Source organism: Paenibacillus sp. FSL W8-0187 (genome assembly GCF_037969755.1).
Lineage (GTDB): Bacteria > Bacillota > Bacilli > Paenibacillales > Paenibacillaceae > Paenibacillus_AQ.
Map to the genome: position 1 here is coordinate 3,778,655 of NZ_CP150206.1, position 19,892 is coordinate 3,798,546.

Sequence of the window (19,892 nt, forward strand, 5' to 3'; positions counted from 1 at the left end):
TATTAACTTTTCCTTTTGATTATCAGACAACATGTTGTATGATGTGATCATAAATCTTTATTATTCCTTGATCAACCATCAGTTTTTTATTATTTGTCGGATGATATTCTTATTCGCTAGTAGGAGGGAAACATGAAAAAGCAACCCCAAATAACGGAGAAAACAAGACAAAAGTTTGTAGAAGTTTTTTGTGAGTTATATAGCCAAAAGCCGATTGAGCAAATTTCGGTTCAGGAAATTGCGAATAAGTCAGGATATAACCGCAGCACCTTTTATCAATACTTTACTGACATTTACGAATTGTTAGACTCTGTTGAAAATGACTTATTAAATGACATGAAAAACGAATTGGCGAATAAAGAGCTATCGATGCATACGGTTCAAGATACGCTCTATTGTCTGGACAAAAGAGAACATCTCCTGGTTCTTAGTGCCCTTTTGGGCGATTATGGAAGTGCCCGTTTTTTAAAACGCTTAAAAAAAGAAATCACTTTGGATCAATTAGAATTAAACGTTCCGCAAAACCAATCCTTAACGCCATACTTCATTGAGTTTTACCTGACAACTTCCCTTTCTTTATTTCGTCTTTGGCTCCAGCGTCAAAAGGATTTATCTTCAGAAGAATTTTTCAAGTTAGTGGAGAACCTATATTCAAGAGGGATTACGCCCTATTTTAAAGAATGAGTCTGTCATTCAAACCAAATCCATATGTTGTAAAACAATAAGATAGCATTGAAGACGCATATGTTCGTGAACCTGTTGATAAAACAAAATAGCATAACCAGGAAGAAGTGTTGCTGATAGCTTGACAATTCGTCAATATGAAAAAACTCCCCTCACAGTAACAGGATTTATTATTTCGCCTGTCTACCGTATGGGGAGAATACAACTTTTAGGAATAAGGTCTTAATGTTGTAATAAGATTTGGCTCACTGTGACAGAAGAAGTTATCACTATTGTTAAGCTAGATATACTATTGGTTTAGGCTTTACTGTGAAGGGTAACTAGGTAACCGTCTGGGTCGGCAAATGTAAAAGTTCGTCCGAATGGTCCATCTATTGGTGAGGATGTAATCTTTACGCCTGCTGCAATAAGCTTGTCGTGGATTTCTTGCGTATTGGGGGCATGAAGCCACAGAGCGACACCAAGTCCAGGCTGATTACCTGAACCGAGTTCCGTTTCAGGCAACAGGTCACGAAGAGCAAATGCAATAGGCTTTGTTTCAAAGACTACAGCATGAGGTGGCCCTGCCTGTGAGCGAACCAGTCCAAGATAGTTTTGATAGAATTCTGCAGAGCTTTCAAGATTACTCACTTGAAGTGAAATGAAGTCGGGTCCAATTGCTGACATAATGTTAATGTCCTCCTTTGTTATATGGGGTTGTTATGTTGTAATACTGACTTGAGTAAAAAACAATCACAGATAGATTTGGATACTTCTCCAGGGATCTTTTCAAGGAAACCGCCAATACAATGCACATGTCAATGGAAGCTCTTTGTAACTATACGGCATGACTATAACGTACGATTCGTGTCTAGAGCTTTTGTCTCAAAAGCCAGAGCTCTCTACTCATAACTCGCTCGTAGGTTATTCGCCATCGCCTCGAAATAAGCATCGGCGATCCATTCGTTTCATTATAGAGTCATGTAAATAACCTCACTCTCACTTTGGATGTCTTGATTATACAAGCCCCCTACTGCCAACTGTATGTCAGTAGTCCCATAGATGAGTTAGAAGATAAAATTAAGTTTCTGGTGAGAAAGATGGAGGTGTTATTTTATTAAATAGATATCTAATCGGTAATCCTCGGCTTATGTTCTTGTCCATTCCGGCAATCGGTACAAGAAATTGTACCGATAAAACAAAAAAACCGCTAAAATTGCGGCTCTCAATGGGAATATGTTCTTGTCCCTCGACAGGCCATCCTTTTCAGGATGGCCCCTTCTGTCTTGAAACCTAATCTCTACCGGTCAACAGTCGTCTTCCTAACTGCAGTCGGGCTTCAAGTTCGATCCTGTTTTTGCAATCTTCGCAGTAATGCATTCCTTTGAAATTTCGTTTCACACGGTCGTAAGCTTGAGTCCCCTCAATGACATAAAACTCTCTTCTGCAACTATTACAGGTGGAACGAAAACGAAAAACTCCATCGATTTGTTCTTGCATTGAATCCCCTCCCGTCAATCAAGTCAAAGCCCAGTACTATTGACGTTATAACTGCGATGCGATATAACTGAATAAATTCTAAATAACACACTGTATTAATTATTTTAATTCAGTGTGCTAAATAAGACAAGGGGGCGTTTATCGTTGCCGAAAGTCGTGGACCACGCTCAAAAGAGAAAACTAATCGCCGAATCAGCATGGAATATCATTGAAGAAAAAGGGGTTGAACATGCGTCAATCCGTGCCGTTGCAGCTGCAGCAGGGTTGTCACCCGGCGCATTGCGGCATTATTTTTCAACACAGGACGAACTGTTGCTATTTATCGTAGATTATTATTTGACAAGAGGAGTTGCCAGAGCAGAAGAGCGCCTGGAAATAAGCCCTATTCCGATGAAGGCTGCGAGGGAAATTCTGTTACAACTGCTTCCTTTGGATGAGGAAAAACGAACTGCCGTCGGCGTCTGGTGGATCTTCGCCATCCGATCCCTCACGAGTTTGGCATTACAAGCTAAAAAAGACGAGCTCACGGACGGACTCCACTACCTGACTAAAGCTGTCCTTGAAATTCTAGCTAAGGCGAAGCTTCTCCCCTCTTCAGTGGACATTCAACTCGAAACATTAAGATTGGCCTCGATTGTCGAAGGCTTGACGATACTCGCATTGCTCCGCCCTGAGCTATACACACCGGAGACCGTTGAGCAGATCATCACCCGCCATCTTCAGGAGCTATGCTCGTAAGCTACGGATGGATGAGCACATAGACGATTCCTGAAAAAAACTTGCCGTTACTTATGGTACGATACTCCGTGTTTTGATCTTCAATTAATCTGCCCGTTAGCTTAATGAAATTGCATGGAAACATTTATCTAATCGGTAATCGGCTCATGTTTTTGTCCTTTACGGCTATCGGACCAAGTTCTTGTCCTTGGCTTGGGATAAGAACTTGGTCCGATAAAACAAAAAAGCCGCTAAATTAGCGACTTTCTATGGGATTATGTTTTAGTCCCCCAACAGATTCAGTTCAATAGCAAGTTGTGATTGGCAATAGATATCGAAAAAGGTAGCCGGCTTTGGAGTCGGCTACCTTCAATGTCTTCATTGAGATATCGTATCCCGTTAGCGTAATCTACTTTTGGAGACAAGGTCATCTAACCGTCTGGTAAACGAGGCCTAAGGCTCCAGAATCAAATGTCTTGTTTTCGATAAGTTTAAGATCGATCTTCTCCTTGAGACCTTGGAATAACGGCAACCCGCTGCCGATCAGGACGGGAGAAACCGTAATTTTATACTCATCTATTAAATCAAGCTGCATAAGGTAGTGTGCGAACCTAGGACTGCCGAGGATGACCATATCCTTGCCTGGCTGCTGTTTGAGGTTCTTGATCTCTTCCTCGACATCTTCTTTCACCAGTCTAGAATTGTTCCATTCGACTTTCTCCAGCGTCGTGGAAAAAACGATTTTGGCTGTCTTTTCGATCCACTCGGCATGATTCCTTTCATGCTGCGAGGCTGAAGGGTTCGAAGGCACAGATGGCCAGTAACTGTGCATCATCTGATAAGTCCCACGTCCCCAAATGACAGTGTCGGCAGTACTTAGAATTTCTTTCGCGTGCTTCTCCAAATCAGCATCGTAAGAAACCCAGCCAATGTCCATTTCACCGTTCGGCCCTTCTACAAAACCGTCAAGCGATGCGTGCAAAAATAGAACAAGTTTTCTCATTTTCAGTTCTCCTTTGTTCATAGAGATATCTACATTAACTATATTATAGGACATTTCAGCTTGGTTGTTTCTTATGGATTGCTAATCACAAATGGAGTATTTAGTCTAGATTGCGTTCCCGTTAGCTATAGTTAGATGCTTATCTAATCGGTAATCGGCTCATGTTCTTGTCCATTACGGCAATCGGTACAAGTTCTTGTACTTGGCTCGGGACAAGAACTTGTACCGTAAAAACAAAAAAAGCCGCTAATTGCGACTTTCAAAGGGAACATCTACTTTTCCCCCGGCACATGTACGTACCGGTTTCGGTCATTTGTAACACTCCCTTCACTCTTTCTTTTTTTTGAAGAAATCGAACTTGATCACATAATCAAAGAGAGAGGTGATTGCAACAGATCCAAGTGGAATCATTGCGTATGCCCAAGGCGGATTATTTGGAGCTTCACCAGGGGGTGCATCTATTAAAATCTCAAAAAGAACGACACAGTAAATTACGGCCAATACAATACCTGTTACGTTCCTATCTTTTTTACGCATAGCTATTTTTCACCTCCCTTAAACATGAACAACCACTGAAAATAAATCCTCTTATGAAAATTAAAAATAATTATATTGCTTTAATCTGTATTTAAACCATTTTCAAGCAACAATATGAGTTGGCCATGCCACGAGCATTCCTCCAAATCCATATGGGTAACTATTCCACAATTTATTTTAACACGAAATTGAATTCTACTGCCCGTTGCTCCGCCCCCTCCCACGCGATGCGGCAGTCGCCGGATTATCGCCGTTTAAGACGGCAAAGTCGTCAGCAATCTGAATCCAACAGGCGGCGCTTGGGGAGGCATATTCATCCATGTCGGGACAAGAACTTGTACCGATAAAACAAAAAAAGCCGCTAATAGCGACTCTCAATGGGACTATGTTCTTGTCCCCCGACAGTAAGGAAGTTAGATTTGTTCTGTGAGATCAAAAGGGTTGCGCCGTCCGTTTTAGCTTAATATCCCCGCCGAGTGTTGCCCTTAAACCAGTTTTCTATAAAACTGCGACTGTTACAACTTAAAGGTGCATATTTTTACAACAGCAGCCGCAAGAAGTTGGCTGCTGTTATTGTAAGGTGCGTTGTATCCAAGTCAATTAAATCAACTTGATGATTTTGTTGAACGTAGGATACAAGAGAAAATGCCGACCAACACGGACGCCTCAGATTAAACACCCTCATTTTGAGTTTACTTTAATTAAATTCCTTTTTAACAAAGTCAATGAGCTTGGACTTTAATGCATCACCGCGCTCTCCCTTATGGTACATATCTGTTCCGTGATAACCACTCTCATCCACAATTAGCTCTTTATCAGTTGCTCCGGATGCTTGATATAATTTTCGCACTTCTTTTTCAATTGAGCCTCCATAATCACCAGGTGAAAAGATAAACAAGGATGGTGCTTTAATCTTTTCGACACTTGGTATTGCATCAAGGGGCCCACATTGTGCAGGAGAAGAAAGAATAATGAGCCCCTCAATAGGCAGCTCTTGACGAACGCCTGCAATGATTGCTGTACTACCGCCACATGATGCTCCTGCCAAAAACACTTTTTGTGCACCCAATCGTTTGAGTTCGCTTAAGGCTGCTTCGGCATCACGATCTATATTCTGATTATCCTCTGGAAAATTCTGTGAGGCACCGTGATTACGATATTCAGGAATAACAACCAGATATCCACTGTCAGCCAGTTCAGTTCCCATGTCAAGAAAAGAGCAAATGCTATAGCCTTGCTCGTGTGCAAGCAGGACTCCTTTATTTCCGCTACCAAGCACAAGTGCTGACAGATACACCCCATCACTGGTTGTCAATGTAGTTGCTTTATCACGTAACTCATCTGGAACACAACTATTCACAAGATGCCCGTTAGAAGAACTCGCCGTTCGATCCGGCCAGGCAGGATCATACTCAACTGGTGGGTTTGATGGTATGTTCGTCACTTCAGCAAGTGGTGTTTCATTCCCGGTCTCAGTTGTGGGGGATGTATTTTGAGGTGGATTAGTTGAAAAATGGTCTTCATTTGACGATACAGGCATTTTTTCGGAGCATCCTGTAATCGTTGCTAACAAAATGAGCAAGACAAGTACCGTTTTTGCTTCTTTAAAAGATACGATCATAGATTTTCCATACCTCCAACTTTCACTGAATTTATAACAGATTGTTCTATTATTGGCTTTTTTCTTGGAATCCTCTGCCTTTGTCACCTTGTATAGGGGGATGAACACCGTTTATTCCAGCTCGTTATAACAAAAACGTCTCTCGACGTACTTTCTCAGTATACAGACTTTAGCAGAAGTTTTTCATGCGAGATAAGGATGCTAAGCCTCGGATGTTTATACTTTTTTATCTCTTAATAAAATAGATTCGTCCATTGTATTGTCGCTTGCATTGTTTTCCAACGTCGTCACTTCTACACGTTCTAGAGTCTGGGCGAACATCTTTTCATTTCACGAAGAAATCGATTGATCTGAAGCGCATCCTCCTAGAGGGAACGCTTTTAAAAGCGTTACTACTGGAAAGCAAAACGATTGGGAAATATTTTTTTCTTCATTTTTTGTACCTCCGTGTACTTCGATTTTTCTTCCCCAAAACAATACGAAAATCAATTTTTAGTTTCATATATTTATTAATATAGTCCAGAGATATCATCATTTATTGAACAAATTGTCAACAAATTGTCTCCGAGTTTCAATCAGTTAGGCATTTATCTAATATGTATTTTCGATCATCAAATAATAAGTCCTAAAACCTCCCCGTATTATTCAATGAAACAAAACAACCCCCAATCAAATCATTTGATTGGGGGTTGTTTTGAATATGGTGTTATCTGATGGATACGCCATCTAGGAAACACTAACATTTCTTTTATGTAAGTTCTTAAATACCGAGTATTCCTTATTGGACTTAATAAAACTTAATATCTTTTCGGCACATTCTGTTGGATTCATCTCTTCCGTATTTACTTCGATGTCATATTCATCAAAGCAATATACTTTGCTAAACTGTGAAGCTGCTAGTCCAATCTGTCTATCTCCTCTTGTTTGCTCTCTTCTTATGAGTTCTTCTTTCGAGCATTTTACACCTATAAATAACGTAGGCTGATCGAAAAATTGATCAAGAAACTCATTAAACCTCTTGTCATTGTCGATTACGGTATCTACTACTACATTAAAACCCATTTCTGATAACAATTTAATTGTCGAATGGTACACTGAGAATATGGAATCATCAAGTATTTGTGAGACAACCTGATGGTCTATTTCTCTTGCAGGTTCATCTGGAAATTTATTATTAATAAAATCATTGTAATTATTAAAAAAATCATCAATTGATAAATGATAAAAAAGAATCTCTTTCTGATTTATCAGTTCAGTCGATATGGAGGTCTTTCCAGAACTTGAAGTTCCATTTAGATAAACTAATATCCCTTGCTTCAATTTAGTCATCCCTTCAAAAAATAATCTTTTCGTATCTTTCAGATAACGTTATATTCACAAATTTCATAAAATTACCCAACTCAGAAAATATTCGAGAAACGATTGAAATATCCTGCCAGTTAGTTCAACGAGCTGCCGGAGAAGCACGGCTACCTCACTTTTTCTCTCCTTGTACCGTTTCTTGTACCGTTTCTTCAGTTATTGGAACTTTTCAAACTCGTTTTTTAACCAGTACTGATTTTGGATGACAAGAACATTTATACTTTGCCGTCTTCGTTGCAACTTCGCTTAATTACCGATCTGTCTTTGGTTCGGGACAAGAACTGTTCCGATAAAACAAAAAAGCCGCTAAAATAGCGACTTTCTATGGGAGCATTCTTGTCCCTCGACAGGATCCCATAACTGCTCCCATAACTGCTTGTTTAATCGTTAAAACACAAAAGTCCGCAGTTGCGCGGTTTTTAAGCGTGTATGTTTTTGTCGTCTTAAACCAGTTTTCTATAAAACTGCGACTGTTACAACCTAAATGGTGCATATTTCTACAACAGAAGCCGCAAGTAATTGGCTGCTGTTGTTGTAAGGTGCGTTGTATACAGGTCAATTAAATCAACTTGATGATTTTGTTGAACGTCAATTATTCTGTGGGATGGTGTTCGGTTATGTCCCCAAGAGTCACCCCCTACCGCTGAACCGTTGGATCGCTTCCTCGGTCACCGGCTGGAAAAGGTTAATGAGGTTGCCGTCAGGATCACGGAACAACACAGCACGGTTCCCCCACGGCATCGTGGTCGGTTCCTTTACCCACTCGTCGACAAACGGTTTCAAGCGCTCGTATTCGGCATCGACATCGTGGACGCGGAACTCGAGGATGACAGTGCGATTGTCGGCCGCCACAGCCGAACCAACGCCGAACAGCGGCACCGTCTGGGAGTGACCGATCGCCAGGGTACACGATGGCACAACGAGTTCCGCAAAGGCAGCCGCAGGACGTTCCGCCGAAACACCCATGACTTTCTCATAGAACTCAACAAGACGATCCACATCGTCGGTAATGATACGTACAGAAGCAAAATTCATAAAATACCATCCTTCCTATAATAAATGATACAGTACCATATCATTTTTTGGGCAAGAACAAACTCTCCACCCCAATATGTTTACTTAATCGATAATAAAATAACGCTACTGACAACGGTATGTCAGTAGCGTTTTAACATTTTCGGGCATTCTCTATGCTAATGTTGATCCCCCCCCGTTGTCGCATGCACCTGTTTTCGATATGGGCCCCAATTCATCTACCTGCAGACCGTTCTCTTTTAGACGTTAGGTCATTGATTGCCATTCCGCTTGACATGGAAATGCACACGTCCTGTCTGCCACCGGTACCCCCCTAAAATTCCCCGTGTCGCTGCCATCTCTGACTCTCTAGTATGAATATTTTTACTCATAAATGAATAGATCCAGGATTACATTTGAACTGCAGTCAAATGCATATCCTTGCGTGGTATGCTCATGAGGTGATCATAGAAGAAAAACCGCCTTTGATTATGCGGCTGGATTGTGTGTATTCCTCTATTGTCTCCCGTTACAACTCCTAAAAATATGGTAATTGAACAAAAACGAGCGCCTCGGTAAGATGGGGTTACGCACGAGGTCATAGCCTCAAAAAGCCCATCAGGAGGTCGCTCTACTATAAAGTAAGGCACAAGACAAGCAAGATCAACTGATTGAAAACATTACCGTTCATCATCTCGTCGTCGGTTTAGATATCGCTTAGGAGGTTCATGTGGTCGTGCAGTCAGCTTTAGAGGTATTGCTGGGACGAGGACCTCAACTTAAGTTGACAAAATTGACGTCCGCTCTATCGTTTTTATCTCGCGTCATAAGGTCTTGAGGCGTTCCCATTGGTCGTAGCAAATATAGTAGAAATTCATCCCTGCACGTTTCTTTGCACTGCCCGTAACGCAATTTCATGAAGATCACGGAAACGCCAGCCTAGCAGCTCATACCCCTCGGCACCAGGGTGCAGGCCATCCGTCAGAAAGGCTTCATCCTCCGGGCCGAGCCAGTTCAAGCCATCTTGATAGAACAACTGGCGATCGCCCCGAGCCCTTAGCAGCTCCACGGTCTCACGGATGAGCTCACGCATCATAGGCAGGGTGAAGCCCAGCGAATTGAGCTGCGTTTCGCGGAGAGTGCCATAAATCGGAGAAATGACAAGCAGCGGGGTGTCCCTATGTTTGTCGCGTATCGTCTCCAGCAGACCAATCAGCAGCGGCTTGAACATACGTGGGCTTAAGGTGCCCCCGCCATAGATGTTCACCCCCGCACAAATGGAGATGAAATCGGCCGGCAAGTCGCGAATCAGCCGTCCGATCATCGGTTCCATATGGCAGTTGCCCGAGAAGCCAAGATTGGTCAAGCTGAAGCCGCAGGCTTCAGCGGCAATGGCAGGCCAAGCACGGGAGGGGCTGGAAGCCCCGACGCACTGGGTAATGGAACTGCCATACGTAATCCAGCGGGGCCGGGTGTCCGGCAGCGGGACTCCGATAGCTTGAGCCCCAATCCGCAGGCCGGTTACGGTCATTCCTATATTTTGCGGAAGCCAAATCTCCATATCCTTGGTTCCGTTCCCAAGTCCGCTGAACAAGGCTTCTGTCGCTCCGGCGGGTAGGCTGATCTTCTCGCATAATTCTCCTCCTGCCACGCAATCCATGGCGGCGTTATCCGCAAGCGGTGCAAAAGATACTGCCACCTCGGTGGAGTCCGTGCGCAGCCGCAGGCGAATACCGGCACATATCTCGGCTTTGCCATCGATTCCCGCGGGTGGATACAGTTCGTAATCCATGTAAGGAATACGCCACGGCTTGATACCATCCTCCCGGTGCTCGAGCGACACGGCCCCGTGGAACCACTCATCCGTTAATGGAAGCTGCTTCACGTCGCATTCCCTCCCTTCTGCTTCTCAGCCGGAATGAAATCTTCTCCCAGCCATACATCCTGCTCCAGCAGCCGCTGCTGAAGCTCGGCTATGGAAATGCCGCGCGAGACGGTGCCATCCCGCAGCGCTAATGCAGCAGCCGTTCCCGAGGCCTGGCCCATGGAGAAGCAGTTCGGCATGACCCGCAGGGAGCCTTGCACTGCTCGATCCGAAGATACACATCGACCGGCAACCCAAAGGTTGTCGATGCCAATCGGCAGCATGATCCGGTATGGGACGCCGTGTGAAACCCCTGGCGGAAGGTGGCTAAAAGTCATTTCGCTTTTGCTGTTGGCGAGATGAATATCGATGTAATATGCGTTGCGGGCAATGTCATCCGGGAAGGAGCGCGCAGCAATGAAATCATCGACCGTCAGGATATAGTCCCCTTCGATACGCCTAGTCTCACGGATGCCGAGCTGCTCCCCGCTCGCCACCATATGAGCGTGCTCAAAACCCGGCACGTAGCGGCGGAAGAACTGCACCTGGCGTTCCGCCGTGCGGCGCCCTTCAATCGCCCCCCGCGTCAAATCTTCGGCAAGGGTGCCATCAACGCCGAATACATGGCCGAAGTTGACGCCAACCAAATAGTCGCTGACCCAAGCAAGGCCGGAGATCGACTTGCGGCCCTCCGGCAGCGCGCCGTCCTCGATCGCCAGCTCCACCGTCTTGTGCAGTTGGCCCGTATCCCCGCTCTCCTCCAGGTACTGTTTGAACCTTAGACGGTCTACATTCGCAAGCAAATAGCACATGCTGCCAGGCTGAAGTTCGCCCGCGTCCCCGCCCTTCTGAAAAGGAACTCCCGCCAGTGCGGCAATATCCCCATCTCCCGAGCAATCGATAATATACCGGCAGGGAATGAAAGATCGTCCTGTCTTGTTTACGACAACGACACCCTCAACCTTCCGGCGGTCCTCAGACCGGACAACTTCGTAAACAAAGGTGTGATACAACGGCGTCACACCGCTTTCCAGAATGGCATCATCATAAACCCGCTTCAGCACTTCGGGATCGATCGGCACCCAATCCAGCATCTCTTGATATTCCTCGCGGTACTGGGGATCGCATGCCTGCTTCATTCGTTCCATCAGCTCAAGGCCGAGACCGCGGATAATCGGCTTCCGCTTATCCGTAAAGGGACAGAAAGCCGGAACGAGCGCAACCGTACCCATGCCGCCAAGGAAGCCTCTCTGCTCCACCAGCATCGTTTGCGCTCCCCCTTTCGCAGCGGCAATGGCCGCGGCGATTCCTGAAGCTCCTCCGCCGATCACCAGCACATCCACTTCGCGGGCAACCGGAATGCTGACGGATGGCAACGTAATATGTCCTTTCATATAAACCTCTCCATTCTGTATAGCTTTAACTTGTCATAGTTGCTTATTGACTGTGCCTTCCAGACAAAGATGCAGCAAATCATCTACATGCGCAGTTGCCAGGCATTCTACGGTATCGGCCGCGCCGTAGTAGATTTTGACTTCCCCAGTATCCTCCAGAATCATGCCCCCCGGAAAAATAACATGATTGCGAAAGCCTCCATCGGTCTCATAATCAGCTTCCGGGGCAAGCAGCGGCGTCTCCGCCCTGCCGATGATCCGGCTGGGATCGGCAAGATCCAGCAGCAAAATGCCGGACGTATAACGCTTCTTCCAGCTGTCCTCCCAGCCGTTCTTGCCCCGCCTGCGATCGATGTCCACGGCATGGAATAGGGTCAGCCAGCCTTTGTCCGTTTTGACGGGCGGAGCGCCCGGGCCTACCTTGTCATTGGCATAGGCTACATCTTCAACCGCCAGCAGCAGCTTGGAATTGCCCCAGTATTTCAGATCAGGCGAGTCGCTCATCCACATGTCAAAGCGGTCAATCCCGCCCCGACTGTATACAGGCATCGGTCGCTCCAACCGGACATACTTGCCCCCGATCCGCTCCGGGAACAATACCATGTTGCGGTTGTCCGGCAGCGACAGACTCAACACCTCGAAGGAGCGGAAATCCTCGGTGACGGCGATGCCGCCGCGCAGCCCATGCTTGGTATCGACCGCAAAGCACATATAGCATTGCTCGCCGATTACCGTTAGACGCGGATCATACACACGGATGACCTCTTCATCATGCCAGGACCAGCACGGTTCCGGCTGCACATCCCATTTTATGCCGTCATCGCTGAAGGCCAGCCCAAGATTCGTCGTGTGATGAGGAGCAACAATCCCTTGATGTTCATCGCCGTAGTCATTGCGGAAAACCATCACATATTTGCCTTTAAATTTGGTAACCCCGGCATTAAAGACCAACGCCGGACCGTAGGGTACATCACCCGGAGTCAGAATCGGATTTCCGGCATACCGCGTAATGATCGGGCTGGAAAACAAAGGTCCCACTATAGAATCTCTCATTTGCATCATGCTCCTTGTAGAGGTTGTTCAAAAAGTTCACTTTTGATCACGAAGTGAATCAGGAAGTAACGCGGCATCGAATCTTGCATTCATACGTGCCTTCCGGTGCTCACGTACCCAAAACGTACGCTCCGCTCCTCAGCCCCTGGCTTCATCCAACCTTCTCGGTGCTGAAAACCGGACTTTTTGAACACGCACTTATATATGGAATTGAGTTTAACCTTTAACTGAACCGGCCGTTACTTGAATAAAGGACTTATTCGCCACAATATAAGCGAGAAGCATCGGCAGAATCGACAGGCATGCTCCCGCCATCATCAAATGAATCTGCATAGCCGCGGAAGAACCGTAACGAAGATTCGCCAGCCCGACGGTAAGCGTCTGCATCTGCGGATTCGTCATTGTGAACACCAGCGGCAGAATATATTCGTTCCAGGCATGGCGGAAGGCAAACAGTCCTGCCACGCCAAGCCCCGGTGTTAGGAGCGGGAGAATGATCCGAAAGAAGGTTCGGACGAACCCGGAGCCGTCCACCATGGCCGCTTCATCAAGCTCGCGGGGAATCGCTTTGAAGAATCCCAGCAGCATAAAAAATGTGCTGGAATGGGCGCTGATCAGAATTAGGATCACTCCCCACAGCGTGGTATTCAAGTTCAGCGCGACCATCAAATCGAATTGCGGGCGCAGCACAATGGCACCAACGGATATAAACATCATCGACGCCTGCGTCGTCACATACAGGGATTTGCCGGGAAAATGGCGGCGATCCACCACATAAGCCGCCATGGCAGCGACCAGCAAGGTGCCGACGGTAACCATAATGCTGACAAATGCGCTGTTCCAGGTATAGCGGGCAAAATTGGCCTGCTTCCAGGCTTCGGCATAATTGACGAACTGCAGCTTGGCCGGCAGCAAGCTTCCTCCGGTCATCATTTCGGCGCCGGTCTTGAGTGAACCGGACAATGTCATCAACAGGGGAAATAATGTCAGTATCGCCGTTATCAATAAAAACAGCCACATCACCGCACGGCCCACTATTTTGCCAGTGTGACCGGAAGGCGGTCGGCCGGCGATTTTACCTCGCGCGTCCGGCTGTTGGGGTAACACCTGTTCGTTCATTTGCTGTTCCTCCTGCACGCCTGCAGCCGTTCATGATCAACCGATCTGCGGCTTGTTGTGAAATCGTAATGGCCCTATGCAAAGTTGCAATGTAGACTTTTTGAACAACCTTCTAATACAACTTGTTCATTTTACGGCTTAATAAGAAATACAAGCCCGTGATCGCTCCCACAATAACAGCGGTTGCGAAGCCTACGGCGCTGCCGTATCCAAGCTGCTGCTCGACAGGAGAACCCGTGGATACCGGGAACAACAATTTGTACAGATAGAGATACATGACCTCGGTTTTGCCGATCGGTCCGCCTTCCGTGATGAGCATAATGCTCTCATAGCCTTTCAGGGATGCGATAATTGCGAGCATGATGACCAACTGGGCTACCGGAGCCAGCATCGGAAGCGTAATGCTCCAAAACCGTCTTCCGGCGTTTGCGCCGTCCATGGCCGCGCTCTCGTATAAATCCTGCGGAATGCTCTGCAGTCCGGCCAGAAACAGCAGCATATAATTGCCGACCGCGCCCCATACCGCCACAATAATGACCGTAAGCATCGCATGCTTCGGCCCGAGCCAGTCGATCGGCTGCGAGACCAGGTGCAGCTTCATTAATACGGTGTTAACCATCCCGTTATAGGAATTGAAGATCGTATAGAACACCACGGAGATAACCGCAGTGCTGATGATTGTCGGCATAAAATAGATTCCTCGCAGCAGATTTCCGCCCCGCAGCTTGCCGTTCAGGACGACCGCGAGCAGCAGGGACAACGGCAGCGTTAGCAGAAGCTTGCCTCCGGCGTAGATAAAGGTATTGCCAACCGATTCCCAGAACAGCGCATCGCGCATCAGCCGACGGAAATTGTCCAAACCAATGAACAGCGCATCGCCGTATCCGGAATAGTCATAAAACATATAGCGCAGCATCCATAACAAAGGATAGATGCCAAGAGCCGCTGTCAAAATGATGCTCGGGGACAAAAACAGAGCATTCTCCCCCACGCGTTTCCATTTAAAACTCACGATTCGTTCCTCCTTCGGGGAAAGAAAAGGGGCATCCGCCAAAAAGTGCGCGGCAGCCCCATCCTTGCCTGTTATTCTCCCTGCGGTTTAGTTGGATCAAAGGCAGGGTTCAGCGTTACAGTGACCTCGCCTTTCTCCACCGCCTTGGACAATGCGGCGTTGTATCTTGTGTTTAAATCCTCCGTAATCGCTTTCAGGTCTTCGTCGGTAAGGATGTATTTGAAGAATGCATCAGCGTAGGTGGAACCCTCTGGAGTAACGTTTGGCGAAGCAGGCCAGAGCGAGTCGTGTTCCCCGACCAGGAAGCCTTCCATGCCATTGATCTCCGGATCTTTAGCTTGTTCTACAATGCTTGGCACAATGGCTATCCCGAAGCCTTTTTCATGATAGTTCTTCAGAACCTCGTCGCCGTGCATATACTGCATGAATTTCCAAGCCGCTTCCTTATTGGCCGATTGGGCGCTGATGCCGAGCCACGTTCCGGCGGACACGATTTCGGAAGTTCCCTTGATCTGACCGTCCAGCGTTGGAGCCAACGCGCCCCCCCAGTTGATTTCAGTCGGGAATTGATCCATGTACACGCCCGGTTCCGTCGAGAAAGAAAGATACATACCGATTTTGCCTGCGGCGAATTGGGCTCGCAGCGGATCGATGTCCAGCGCTTCCGCGCCAGGCAGAATACTTCCGTCTTTATACATTTGCTTGAAATATTCGATGACCTGCGAGTAAGGCTCGAAATCGAATTGACCTGTCTTCAGATCAAAGCCAAGTCCCTGATAACCGCTCAAAGAAAGAATTTCCCGGACGGAACGGTCAAATGCTTGCTTCGGATTTTTGAAGTTCAGTGCAAAACCATAAATGCCTTCGGCTTTCCCAACTTCAGTAATTTTCTTGGCATCGTCCACCATTTCCTGCAGCGATTTCGGAGGATTCTCGATGCCGGCTTTGGCAAAGAGATCCTTGTTGTAGACCAGACGCATGGTGAGGCCGGTGTTGGCGAGCGAGTACACCTTGCCGTCAAATCGGTTGACATCGTCGATCAGCAAGCTGCCGAACTTCGCTTTCAAGTCATCGGTAAGATACTCGTCAATCGGTTCAAGATACCCTTTTTTGACAAATCCGGACGTATTGGCGCTCTTTAGGCGAAGCACATCCGGCGCCTGGTTGCTGGAAAAGGCAATATCGACGCTTTGCGCGTAATTCTCGGACATGACCGTCAATTCCACCTGGATGTTATCGTCGTTTGTTTCATTAAATTTGTTAATTAATTCCTTAATATACTCCTGATCATGACGGTCGTCAGTCCAGTATTTAAGCTGTACGGGTTGGCCTGTCTCGGTTGATGGAGCTGCTGTTCCGCCGTCAGACTTGCCATTCGTCGTACCACCATTGCCATTGTTGTTGTCGTTCCCGCCGCAGCCTGCGATTCCTGCGGCTAGAACAAGACTCAAGCCGAGACCTAACCATTTTTTTCGCATACATTCTACCCCTTTGATTAACGTTTGTATTGTGAGCTCGTTTTTTATTATAGAATCCCGTACTCGGAAAAGGAGTGAGGCAAATTCACTCTCAAGGGATAGAATTCTATGGTCTCCTGCAGCAAGAGCCTCACGGCTCAGGCCGATCCATGTGATAGCCGGCCCTGAATTCCGACGGGGTCTGGCCAGTGATCTTCTTGAACATCTCGCTGAAATATCTGCGCTCCTCATACCCTACTGCCGCAGCCACTTCCTGCACCTGCGCCCCCTCTACCAGCAGCAGCCTCGCTTTCTGAATGCGTTCCGAGGTGATATACTGTGTGACCGTCATTCCGGTCACCTGCTTGAACAAGCTGGAAAAGTAGCTGGCGCTGAGATGCACATGGGCGGCGCATTCGCCGACGGTAATATCCTCGGACAAGCGGCCCTTGATATAGCCAATGGCCTTATAAATCACCTTCTGCCCTTCGGATAAGCTGTTTCGGCGAACCAGCTCGGCTCCCTCCGTGCACAAGACAAGCAGCTGACGCTGCAAAGAGGCCAGCGGCAGTCCCGCCGTCCCTTGCACCGTTCTGAATCTCTGAATGAGCGGCTGTATCTCCGAATAGGGAACCATTTCGTAAAGCGTGCGGATCGCTGAAGCAGCCAGCTCATCGTACAGGCTGAGGAGATAATCCGGATTTTGCCTTGAGATCCGTTTCTGCAGCGCTTCCGAAATCGCGGACAGCATCGCGTCCGTCCGGACGGCATTCCCAGAACGCAGGGCCAGCAGCAGCTCGTCCTTGTACTCCAGCGCCAGCGGCTCCTGACTGCCGCTCTGGAGGAAATCGTCATACATAATGGCCGCATTGCCTTCGGTGAACAGGTGATGGGAGAGCGCACGATGAGCCTGCCGGTAGGAATCCGGCAGCCCGCTGATCTCCTCCACTCTGCCGCCGACCCCGACCGAGACCGTGAACTTGGTATATCGTTCCATATTCCGGCAGCACTGCTCGGCAATTTCGATCGGACTGGACGGTCCTGTATCGTTCAGTACGGCCAGGTACTGGTCATGACGGGCTCGGAAAAGAACGCTGCGTGCATAATGGGCAAGCGTCTCCTGCATAATGTTCAACAGCGAAAACCGGATCAGCTCCATCTCCTGGATGGACTGCTCGGCAACCTGCTCCCGGAAGCGGTCAATTTCTATCAGCATCACCACGAAGCCGCGCGGCTCCAGCTCAATATTCAGAAACTCCCACCGTTCCGAGGCCTCTTCCCATGAAGTGCGGTGGCTTATGAGCAGCGCAAAGTATTCCTGTCGCAGCGCCGGCATGCTCTCGCGAAGCTTGTTCTCCATTTCCCTCAAACTTATCCGTTTGGACCTCTCTTCCATAACCTCTGCTTTGGCTCGCAGCACAGCCGACATCATATCTTCTTCTGTGAAGGGCTTCACCACAAAATCAAACGCCCCCAGTTGCACCGCCTGCTGCGCATATTCAAAGTCGGCATAGCCGCTGATCAGAATGACCTTGCAGCTGGGGTTCTCTTCCAGCACCAAACGCAGCATGCTCAACCCGTCCATGATCGGCATCCGGATATCGGTAATAACCAGATCCGGACGCAGCCCGTTGATCAGGGTAAGCCCCTCTTCTCCATTGCTCGATACACCTGCGACCCGAATCCCCTGCTCTTCCCAGTTCATCGCGGTCAGTCCGTCCACCACGCTTTTAATATCGTCGATAATGCAAAGACTGATCGCCTCAGGATTGCTCATCCAAATCCTCCCCTTTCTTGGGCAATGAAATCCGTATTTCGGTTCCGAGCTCCGGCACACTGTCTACGTGAAATTCCGCACCGTCCCCATAATAGAGCCGGAGCCGCCGGATCAGATTGGACACCGCATATCCCTTCTTCGACTCCTGCAAAAAGAGTTCGCGCACTTGGGTCTTGTCCATTCCCTTTCCGTTATCACGTACGGAAATCGTCCAGCGTTTCTCATCCCCGCTAATCTCGATTTCGATTAGGCCGCCGTTCTTCAGGTCGCGAAAACCGTGCAAAATGCTGTTCTCCACCAACGGCTGCAAAATGATGCGCGGAATCGAAAGCGATGACAGCTCCGGTTCGCGTACATGGATCTCATAAGAGAATAAGCCTTCATAGCAGCTTAACTGCAGTTCCAGATACTGGCGCACATGCTCCAGTTCTTTCGACAGTGTCGTAATTTCCTGGCCATTGTTCAATCCAAGTTGGAACAGGCGTGAGAGCGACATGACCATTTGCTGCGACGGCTCGATCTGCTTCAATTTCAACTTCCAGTAGATGGTGTTGAGCGTGTTGTACAGAAAATGCGGGTCCATCTGCGCCGACAGTGCCTTAATCTCGGCAGTCCGCTTATGCGTCTGCGCCTCCGTGACCTCATCAATCAACACCACAATCTGTTCCAGCATCCGGTTAAACCGGTATCCCACCTGACCTAGTTCATCTCCGCTGCTGCTTTCAAATCGAGCACTCAGATCGTTGTTCTCGACCCTTTTCATCACCTTCAGCAGCCCTTGCAGCGGCTTCAGCAAATAGCGCGCAAATGCGCCCGAGATCAGCGTGGTGACGGTAAAAGCAGCCAGTGTAACCCCAGCGATCAGCCATTTAACATACACCATGTCCTGGAGCACATCGGCCCGGGAACGGATGGTGGTCATCGTCCAATCCGCTATGCCGATACGGGCATAATTGAGCAGATAGGTTTGTCCGTCCAGTTCAAAGGGTTGACTTCCCTCCGAGCGGTTCATTATGCCACTTAAATTTCCCGCGTCCACCACCTGCCTGACCAGCGGTTCCTTCACGGGATAGACCGTCTCTCCTTCAGCGTTCAGCAAGAAGCTGGACGCCCCTTCCGCGGTGTTCCCCTGCACCAGCTTGCGGAAGCCGTCCTCACGGATATTCACGACAATATAAACACCGCTGACCGGCGTGTCAAAGATCGGCTCCAGAATGAGAGAGATAACGCGTTCCTTTCCGGAGAATAGCATATCCTCATGACCTTCCACCCAAAGATTCTTTTTCTCCTGTTCAATGCGCGCATACAGAATGGTATCCTCAAATGCAGTGAGCCGATTTCGGTTCATGGACGAAGGATAGAACTCGCCAATCGGCGTAAATACGTAGATCGATTGGATTAGCGGCTCGGCGATCCGAGCCTGCGAGAAAACGTTGTCAAGATCGTTCAGATGCATGTAATATCTGCTGGCATCCCCGGAGGCGGCATCCTTCAGCATATCGTAGAAAGGCTGGCTGATCATAAACGTCATCATAATCAACATCAGTTTGTTCAGCTTCTCATCCACAATCTGTGCGGATCTGACCACCGTGTCCTGCGTGAGCTTCAGTGCATTTTTTTCCAGCGTCGCAGTCGAGATATAATAAGACAGTCCTCCGGTCATTAGAACAGAAAGCACGATGACGGCCAGAAAAGCGACCTTGAGTTTGTTGCGGAACGATTGCCTGCGGAGGTACTCCAAGCTTTTCACGCCTTCCGTTAAATTCTATTCTTTGATTATGTCACTGCATCCCATGTTC

General features: G+C 47.8%; 16 protein-coding genes. 2 read left to right on the forward strand and 14 right to left on the reverse strand.

Translation table 11 applies throughout. The features are described from left to right. The first annotated feature begins 132 nt into the window (after positions 1-132). On the forward strand, positions 133-684 hold the full coding sequence (locus MKY48_RS16920) for a TetR/AcrR family transcriptional regulator (protein ID WP_339289956.1): 552 nt from the start codon (positions 133-135) through the stop codon (positions 682-684). A gap of 297 nt (positions 685-981) precedes the next feature. Here MKY48_RS16920 and MKY48_RS16925 read toward each other — a convergent pair whose 3' ends face one another. After that, entirely contained in the window at positions 982-1,350 is a 369-nt protein-coding gene (locus MKY48_RS16925; protein WP_339264818.1) for a VOC family protein, read from the reverse strand. Positions 1,351-2,307: 957 nt separating this feature from the next. On the opposite strand from MKY48_RS16925, the gene MKY48_RS16930 reads away from it, so the two are divergent. Next, a complete protein-coding gene (locus tag MKY48_RS16930; RefSeq protein WP_339289958.1) occupies positions 2,308-2,901 on the forward strand; it encodes a TetR family transcriptional regulator C-terminal domain-containing protein in 594 nt (197 codons plus the stop codon). Between the two features lie 406 nt (positions 2,902-3,307). Here MKY48_RS16930 and MKY48_RS16935 read toward each other — a convergent pair whose 3' ends face one another. The 13 genes from MKY48_RS16935 to MKY48_RS16995 all read right to left on the reverse strand — a co-directional run bounded on the left by MKY48_RS16935 (position 3,308) and on the right by MKY48_RS16995 (position 19,834). Further along, a complete protein-coding gene (locus tag MKY48_RS16935) occupies positions 3,308-3,883 on the reverse strand; it encodes a dihydrofolate reductase family protein (protein ID WP_339289960.1) in 576 nt (191 codons plus the stop codon). 327 nt (positions 3,884-4,210) lie between these two features. Continuing rightward, positions 4,211-4,420: a hypothetical protein gene (locus tag MKY48_RS16940; RefSeq protein ID WP_339264826.1), complete on the reverse strand. Its 210-nt coding sequence runs from the start codon at positions 4,418-4,420 to the stop codon at positions 4,211-4,213. A 697-nt stretch (positions 4,421-5,117) separates the two neighbouring features. Then, positions 5,118-6,041: an alpha/beta fold hydrolase gene (locus MKY48_RS16945; RefSeq protein ID WP_339289962.1), complete on the reverse strand. Its 924-nt coding sequence runs from the start codon at positions 6,039-6,041 to the stop codon at positions 5,118-5,120. A gap of 726 nt (positions 6,042-6,767) precedes the next feature. Beyond that, positions 6,768-7,361, reverse strand: coding sequence for an AAA family ATPase (locus tag MKY48_RS16950; RefSeq protein ID WP_339289964.1), 594 nt, complete (start codon positions 7,359-7,361; stop codon positions 6,768-6,770). Between the two features lie 672 nt (positions 7,362-8,033). Continuing rightward, positions 8,034-8,438, reverse strand: a complete 405-nt coding sequence (locus MKY48_RS16955) for a VOC family protein (RefSeq protein WP_076321369.1) — start codon at positions 8,436-8,438, stop codon at positions 8,034-8,036. Between the two features lie 853 nt (positions 8,439-9,291). Further along, positions 9,292-10,302, reverse strand: a complete 1,011-nt coding sequence (locus MKY48_RS16960; protein ID WP_339289966.1) for an SGNH/GDSL hydrolase family protein — start codon at positions 10,300-10,302, stop codon at positions 9,292-9,294. After that, the gene (locus tag MKY48_RS16965; RefSeq protein ID WP_339289968.1) at positions 10,299-11,675 is read right to left on the reverse strand and encodes an FAD-dependent oxidoreductase; all 1,377 of its coding nucleotides are present in this window, start codon (positions 11,673-11,675) and stop codon (positions 10,299-10,301) included. The genes MKY48_RS16960 and MKY48_RS16965 overlap by 4 nt, the downstream gene beginning before the upstream one ends. A 33-nt stretch (positions 11,676-11,708) precedes the next feature. Further along, the gene (locus tag MKY48_RS16970) at positions 11,709-12,728 is read right to left on the reverse strand and encodes a glycoside hydrolase family 130 protein (protein WP_339289970.1); all 1,020 of its coding nucleotides are present in this window, start codon (positions 12,726-12,728) and stop codon (positions 11,709-11,711) included. Between the two features lie 216 nt (positions 12,729-12,944). Then, positions 12,945-13,847, reverse strand: coding sequence for a carbohydrate ABC transporter permease (locus tag MKY48_RS16975; protein ID WP_339289972.1), 903 nt, complete (start codon positions 13,845-13,847; stop codon positions 12,945-12,947). 112 nt (positions 13,848-13,959) lie between these two features. Further along, on the reverse strand, positions 13,960-14,859 hold the full coding sequence (locus tag MKY48_RS16980) for a sugar ABC transporter permease (RefSeq protein ID WP_339289973.1): 900 nt from the start codon (positions 14,857-14,859) through the stop codon (positions 13,960-13,962). 71 nt (positions 14,860-14,930) lie between these two features. Further along, positions 14,931-16,337 carry a sugar ABC transporter substrate-binding protein gene (locus MKY48_RS16985; protein ID WP_339289974.1) on the reverse strand — a complete coding sequence of 469 codons (1,407 nt, stop codon included), beginning with the start codon at positions 16,335-16,337 and terminating at the stop codon, positions 14,931-14,933. Between the two features lie 130 nt (positions 16,338-16,467). Further along, entirely contained in the window at positions 16,468-18,093 is a 1,626-nt protein-coding gene (locus MKY48_RS16990; protein WP_339289975.1) for a response regulator, read from the reverse strand. Continuing rightward, positions 18,080-19,834 carry a sensor histidine kinase gene (locus MKY48_RS16995; RefSeq protein WP_339289976.1) on the reverse strand — a complete coding sequence of 585 codons (1,755 nt, stop codon included), beginning with the start codon at positions 19,832-19,834 and terminating at the stop codon, positions 18,080-18,082. The genes MKY48_RS16990 and MKY48_RS16995 overlap by 14 nt, the downstream gene beginning before the upstream one ends. Between the last annotated feature and the right edge of the window lie 58 nt (positions 19,835-19,892).